This window comes from bacterium, from assembly GCA_035703895.1.
Classification (GTDB): Bacteria; Sysuimicrobiota; Sysuimicrobiia; order Sysuimicrobiales; family Segetimicrobiaceae; genus Segetimicrobium.
Genome location: DASSXJ010000245.1, coordinates 1 through 4,740, shown reverse-complemented (window position 1 = coordinate 4,740; position 4,740 = coordinate 1). Strand labels below are relative to the sequence as shown.

General features: G+C 63.7%; 5 protein-coding genes. 4 read left to right on the top strand and 1 reads right to left on the bottom strand.

Features of this window, described 5'->3' with window-relative positions; genetic code table 11:
* On the top strand, nt 1-1,475 hold a 1,475-nt coding region (locus tag VFP86_16330; GenBank protein HET9001206.1), incomplete at its 5' end, for a hypothetical protein.
* 175 nt (nt 1,476-1,650) lie between these two features.
* Nucleotides 1,651-2,520: a hypothetical protein gene (locus VFP86_16325; protein ID HET9001205.1), complete on the top strand. Its 870-nt coding sequence runs from the start codon at nt 1,651-1,653 to the stop codon at nt 2,518-2,520.
* Nucleotides 2,521-2,939: 419 nt separating this feature from the next.
* On the opposite strand, the gene VFP86_16320 is transcribed toward VFP86_16325, so the two are convergent.
* On the bottom strand, nt 2,940-3,419 hold the full coding sequence (locus tag VFP86_16320) for an Hsp20/alpha crystallin family protein (protein ID HET9001204.1): 480 nt from the start codon (nt 3,417-3,419) through the stop codon (nt 2,940-2,942).
* A 217-nt stretch (nt 3,420-3,636) separates the two neighbouring features.
* Between VFP86_16320 and VFP86_16315 the strand changes: the two genes are divergently transcribed.
* Together VFP86_16315 and VFP86_16310 are read left to right on the top strand one after the other, a co-directional pair.
* Nucleotides 3,637-4,239: a CBS domain-containing protein gene (locus VFP86_16315; protein HET9001203.1), complete on the top strand. Its 603-nt coding sequence runs from the start codon at nt 3,637-3,639 to the stop codon at nt 4,237-4,239.
* 122 nt (nt 4,240-4,361) lie between these two features.
* The coding region (locus tag VFP86_16310) for a hypothetical protein (GenBank protein HET9001202.1) at nt 4,362-4,740 on the top strand (379 nt) is incomplete at its 3' end.

Sequence of the window (4,740 nt, the reverse complement as noted above, 5' to 3'; positions counted from 1 at the left end):
GGGGGGGCAGGCCGTTGGCTAGCAGGTCTGGACGTGGATGGTGCTCTTGGACACGGGGCGCGCTTGATATCGACATTCTGCGCTGGTTCGTTAGTCCGCGCGCCGCTCTCCTCGGGACCCTGGCGCTCGCCATCGCGTTCTTGTGGATCCGGCCCGCCGATGCACTGCCTGCTTTCGCGGGTCAAACAGGTCTGCCGTGCAGCGCCTGTCATGTCGGCGCGTTCGGGCCTCAACTGACGCCGTTCGGCATCTCTTTCAGAGCGAACGGCTATACCCTGGATGGGGGCACCGGCCCGTGGGCGCATATTCCGGTCAGTCTCGTCGTTTCACCGAGCTTCCAATTCACTGCGACGGCGCTGCCGACAGCACCCGCAGGGTACGGCACGAATGGCTTTTTCAACGGTCTAGGGACTGGTACTGCTCTTTATATTGCGGGAGGGCATTCCTTCGATGGCAACTTTGGCGTCGGCGGATTTGAACAACTGGGGTTCTCTCTCGTCCCAGGGGTGTCGTTCACCGCGTCTGAGGCAACCTCGGATTTCAAGATCACGAAACCTCTCAGTCTCGGGGATCACTCGCTCTTGCTGGGTTTCGATTTCACCAATACGCCGTCGGGGGGGGATCCCTACAACTCCCTCTATAATGGCTTTACCTTCCCTTATTTAACGCCGTTCGTCGGACCTGTACCGAGCGCGAGCCCGGCGATCAGCATCCTTGGCACCAGTGTATACGGCGCGAGTCTATATGCCTTGTACGATAACAATCTCTACGCCGAGGCCGGGGTCTACCAAACATGGGGCACGAGCGTTCTCAGCTTCATGGGCGTCAGTCCATCGAGCCTGGGTACCATCTCCGGCGTTGCCCCGTATTTCCGGGTCGCCGATCAACACACGTGGGGCGACAACTTCCTCGAAGTTGGCGGGGTGGCGATGTATGTCCCGCTCAACCAAATCCCGGGCATCCCAGACCCGTCGTTGCAAAATAATTACCTCGATTGGGGGGTCGACGCCACCTACCAGCGTACGTTCGGGCCGAACACCCTCGCCATCACCGCCAATATCCTTTTCGAGCAGCAAACTCTGGCTGCGTCCTTCGCCGCCGGCACATCAGCGAACGCCGCCAACTCGCTCAATCAGTTCCGCATCGCCGCCTCGTATTATTGGCACAACACGTATGGACTCACCCTGGCGTATTCTGGCACCTTTGGGAGTACAGACCCCATGTTGTATGCTCCCGCGCCGCTGACCGGTAGCGCAAACGGCAGCCCGAATTCGCAGGCCATCATTGCGCAAATCGATTGGACGCCCTTTGGCAAGGACACAACAGACCCGGGCTATCCCTGGCTCAATGTGCGGATCGGACTGCAATATACTCATTACCTGCAGTTTAATGGCGGGACGACGAATTACGATGGGAATGGGCGCAACGCAAGCGACAACGACACGATTCTCTTGTTCACGTGGTGGGCGTTCTAGTCGGAGGACGCTCGATACGCTGGCGCTGCCCACCGAGGGCCGGCCACGTGAAGCGGTGATATCACGAAGGGCAGCGGGCGCGGTCCTCCTTTTGTGTGTGGCCCTCGGCACGAACGTAGCTGCGTGCGACGTAGCCATAGCGGCAACAAGCAGGACCGGCGAGATCCGCGGCATCGTGCTCGATCAAACGCCCCCGGCGCATCCGGTTGCCTGGCAGCGGGTGCGCCTGGAGATCGTCGAGCACGGTTCCGCTTCGACACGGGACACGACGGCCGATCCGCGGGGCCGCTTCACGTTTCCCCGTCTGCCGCTCGGCGGCCTCCGCGTGTTCCTGGTGCAGGTCCAATACGGCGGGGTCCCGTACACGGCTCGCGCCGTCCTGACTCCCGCTGTCCCCGTGCGCGACGTGGAGCTGTCAGTATTCGAGCCCACCGAGGACCGGTTGGCCGTGCAAGGGACCGTGGCGTTCGCCGTCGTCGAGCCTCTGCAACGTGGGCTTCGCGTGAGCGTCATTCAGCGTCTGCACAATGCCACCGAACGCGCCGTCGTGGTGACGGACGAGGATCCCCTTGTGTTCCCGCTCCCGCTGGTGTCCCCGCTTCCGTTCGGTCCTGAGCCGGTCGAATTCGTCGGCGGGTGGCGCGACCCCCGGGTGGCGCACGAGACGATTACGGACACGATCCCGGTGCTGCCCGGTACGATGGAGGTCGCGTATGCGTTCAGGTTCGAGCCGCGAACCAGGACGGCTACGCTGCAGTGGCTGTTCCCGTACGGCGCGACGGACGTGGAGCTGCTCGTGGACCAAGGTATCCGGGTTTCCGGGACCGGCATGCATGCCGTCGGCATTGTTACCGAACGAGGACGGCGCTACGCGCGATGGTCCGGCGGGCCCGTGCGTCCCGGGGCAGCGCTCTCGGTGCGACTCGACGGGTTGCTGCTGTCCGAGGACCACTGGCCCGAGATCGTCGCGGGCATGCTGGCGCTCGCCCTGGCATACGGCCTGGCCGCGGTGCTGCGCCGCCGTCCCGCGCCGGCGTGGCCGTAATTGCTCGGTGAAGAGCTCTGCTTAGTCCCGGGCCAGCCCTTCCGCTCCCTGCCGATTCGACGCAGCCCGATCCGATTCTTGCAGTCCAGAACGGCGACGGACGCGTTAGTCCGGCCACGGCGGATCTTACAATCGACGCCAGTCATCGCTATGATCGGCCCCGTCGCCGCGCGCCCGGGTGACTACCAGACGCAAAAAGCCCAGCAAGGCCACGCCAAGCGGCAGCAGCGACACCCCCGCGAGGACCGCGATTACCCAGCCGTTCTCAAGCACACTCCGGCACCATCACAGTTCTGTTCTGCTGCTACTGTCGTGTGCTTTGAGCAGCGTCAACGCCGGTCAGGTAAAGCAGGGGGGAAACCTGCGGTGAGCACCATTTCGTCCGTGCCCCGAAGCAGGAGCCATCCCGGCCGAGCGATCTACTCCCCCTTGCAGACCGTGACGGCCACTTTCTTGACCCCGTTCGCCTTGTTCTTGGGGAGCACGATCTCCAGCACTCCCCGTTCCAGGGTCGCCTTGATGTGGTCGACGTCGACGCCCTCGGAAAGCTCGATCGTTCGCGCGAAACGTCCGGCCGACTGTTCGGAGAACAGGCAGCTCATGTCGCTCGGGTAGCCTGCATCCCGGTGGCCGCAAATGGTGAGCGTGCTCCCCTGAACGGTGATGTCCACATCCCCCGCCCGTACGCCCGGAAGGTCCACCCTCACCACAAAGGCGGCCCCGGCATCGTAGAGACCCACCTGCGGGACGAAGTCCGAGTCGGCCGCCGGGGCGGACTCGGGCCCCGCGGTACGTTCACCAATTCGTTCGAGCGCACGGCGAAGCTCCTCGATTTCGTAAACCGGATCCCACTGAAACGGTGATCTGAGCGGCGACGATCGTAAGCGGGACCAGGTCATCGAAGTCACCTCCGGGGCCTACGCCACACTTCATACATACCGTCGTGTCGAACAGATGGGAATCGGATCGGCACCCGATTGTGACTCGGTCGTGTGGCGGATGGCACCCTCGCCAGCGTCGGGGGCGAGAATACGTCCCACACCTGATAGGCGCTCCGGTGCCTGGATGGTACCGTAAAGGCGGACAATACGGGTTTGAGACGGGAGGGGGCCTCCGATGACCGTGAAAGATCGGATGAGCAGCCCAGCGGTCACGGCAACGTCGGCGACGAGGACAAAGGATGCACTGCAAACGATGTACGTTCGCAAAATCCGCCGGATGCCGGTCGTGGATGACCAGGGAAAGTTACTGGGGATCGTCACACAAAAGGACCTCTACGAAAAGAGCAAGGCGGACACGCCGGTCGGCACAGTCATGACCCCTGGCCCGTACACGACCGCAATTGACGCGTCGATCGTCCACGCCGCGACGCTGATGCGGAACCTCGGCGTGGGGGCCCTCCCGGTCCTTGATCACGGCCATCTCGTCGGGATTATCACCGAAAGCGATATCTTTGACGCCTTTCTCGAGCTGCTTGGCGCCAGCAGGGCCGGGACGCGGATGATCGTGCCCGTTTCGACCATCGGCGAAGGAGTGGCCCAGGTCCTCAAGGCGTTGGCTCCCACCGGCGCGCACCTGACCGGGCTGACGACCATTACCCAAGAGGGTGGCCCCGCGGTCATCGTGACCGCGGATCAGCGCGATCCACGCGACCTGGTGCGGGCCCTCATGAGCGCGGGGTTCGACCCGACGCTCATCAGCGTCCAAGAAGCCGCCTGATCGGCGCGCCCGTCCGCGCGGCCCTCCAAGGCGTCATCCCGCTCGGCCGACAGCCTCTCCTCCACCGGCTCTGGCAGGACCGTTTCCTCTCGGGCACAAACTAACACACAAGGCTGTCCGTCATGGAGCGTTCATTGGCGATCCTCGCGATCGCTTTCGGGATTCACGTCGCAGTGATCTTCCTGCTTCTCGCCAAGTACTTCGAAACGCGGTCCAGGTACGTGGCGTGGTGGACCGCCGGAGCCGCGATGCTGACCGCTCGGGCCTGGGTCGAGATGTCGCTGCTTGCGGTCACTCCGGCTCAGGTGCTTTCCCTCATGGCCATCAGCAGCGCGCTGTTGCTTGCCGGGGCGGGGTTCTTCCTCACCGGCACGGCGTCCCGCGACCCCCGTGCGCGGGGGATCATTCAGGCCGGCCTGTTGGGCTTCGGCGGGCTGGTCTTTGCGGCAGTCATGATATTGCTGACCCGGCATGGGAACTCAGGCACCCCCCGCCTGGTCA